The sequence below is a fragment of the Lacisediminihabitans sp. genome, assembly GCF_043726815.1.
Lineage (GTDB): Bacteria > Actinomycetota > Actinomycetes > Actinomycetales > Microbacteriaceae > Lacisediminihabitans.
Window position 1 is genome coordinate 1 of the sequence record NZ_JAYSJZ010000072.1, and the last position, 1,560, is coordinate 1,560.

2 protein-coding genes are annotated in these 1,560 nt (G+C 68.8%); both read left to right on the plus strand.

The genetic code is table 11. The annotated features are described in order from the left end of the window. Positions 1 to 763: alpha-ketoacid dehydrogenase subunit beta (locus tag ACHZD8_RS10935; protein ID WP_394770461.1), on the plus strand; the 763-nt coding region annotated here is incomplete at its 5' end. 18 nt (positions 764 to 781) lie between these two features. Further along, positions 782 to 1,560, plus strand: a 779-nt coding sequence (locus ACHZD8_RS10940; protein ID WP_394770462.1) for a biotin/lipoyl-containing protein, incomplete at its 3' end; no start/stop codon positions are given.

Consider the following 1,560-nt stretch of genomic DNA (forward strand, 5'->3'; position numbering starts at 1 on the left):
CATGCGCGGCTACCGGCCGGTGTGCGAGATCCAGTTCGACGGCTTCATCTTTCCCGCCTTCGACCAGATCACGACCCAGTTGGCGAAGATGACCAGCCGGCACGAGGGCAAGGTGTCGATGCCGGTGGTGATTCGGGTTCCGTACGGCGGGCACATCGGGGCCGTCGAGCACCACCAGGAGAGCCCGGAGGCCTACTTCGCGCACACCCCGGGCCTCAGGCTGGTGAGCCCGAGCACCCCGAATGACGCGTACTGGATGATCCAGGAGGCTTGTCGCTCGAACGATCCGGTGATGTTCTTCGAACCGAAGAGCCGTTACTGGCACAAGGGGCCGGTGGAGTTCGCCGCGAGCGCGTCGCCGCTGCACTCGAGCCGGGTCGTGCGCACCGGCACCGAGGTCACCCTCGTGGGGCACGGGGCCATGGTGAACGTGCTGATGCAGGCGGCCGAACTGGCCGCCGGCGAGGGCACGAGCGTCGAGGTGATCGACCTGCGGTCGCTCTCCCCCATCGACTACGAGCCGATCCTCGCCTCCGTGCACAAGACCGGCCGTCTCGTCGTGGCATCCGAGGCGCCCGGTTTCGTGAGCATCTCCTCCGAGATCGCCGCGACCGTCACGGAGAAGGCCTTCTATTCGCTCGAGGCGCCCGTGCTCAGGGTGACCGCATTCGACACCCCGTTCCCGCCGGCCAAGCTGGAAACGCCCTACCTTCCGGACGCCGACCGCGTGCTCGAGGCAGTCGACCGGGCCCTGGCCTACTAGAGATTCAGGAGCGTCACCGTGAGCACCTCAGAATTCAATCTTCCGGATGTCGGCGAGGGTCTGACCGAGGCCGAAATCGTGGCCTGGCGGGTGAAGGCGGGAGACACCGTCGTCGTCAACCAGGTGCTCGTGGAGATCGAGACCGCGAAGTCGCTCGTCGAACTGCCCTCGCCCTTTGCGGGCGTGGTCAGCGCGATCCTCGTGCCGGAGGGCCAGACGGTGGATGTGGGCACGCCCATCATCTCCGTGTCGTCCGACGGCGCCCAGGCGGCCCCGGCCCCCGTCGAGCCGAGCCAGGCCGACCTCGACGCGCGAGGAGCAGTGACGGATACGGCGGGCAGCATCTCCTCGGAAGAGGGGCCTGGCGCCGTGCTCGTCGGCTACGGCATCAAGGGCCAGGTGTCGTCCCGCCGCCGCCCCGGTGCCGCCGCCCCGGTGGCGACGACGACGGTCGCCTCGGCGCGGCCGTCCTCCGTGCCGGCGGCCTCCGCCTCCACGATCGTGGCCAAGCCGCCCATCCGCAAACTGGCCAAGGACCTCGGCGTGAACCTCGCCGAGGTCAACCCCACCGGACTGGCGGGCGAGATCACCCGCGACGACGTGATCCGGCAGGCCTCCCAGGCGAGCCTGTTCCGCAACATCGAGACCCCGGCGTGGTCGAGCGACCGCGAGGAGCGTATCCCGGTGAAGGGCGTGCGAAAGGCCATCGCCACCGCCATGGTGTCGAGCGCGTTCAGCGCGCCCCACGTGAGCCTCTTCGTGGATGTGGACGCGACACGCACCATGGAGTTCGTCAA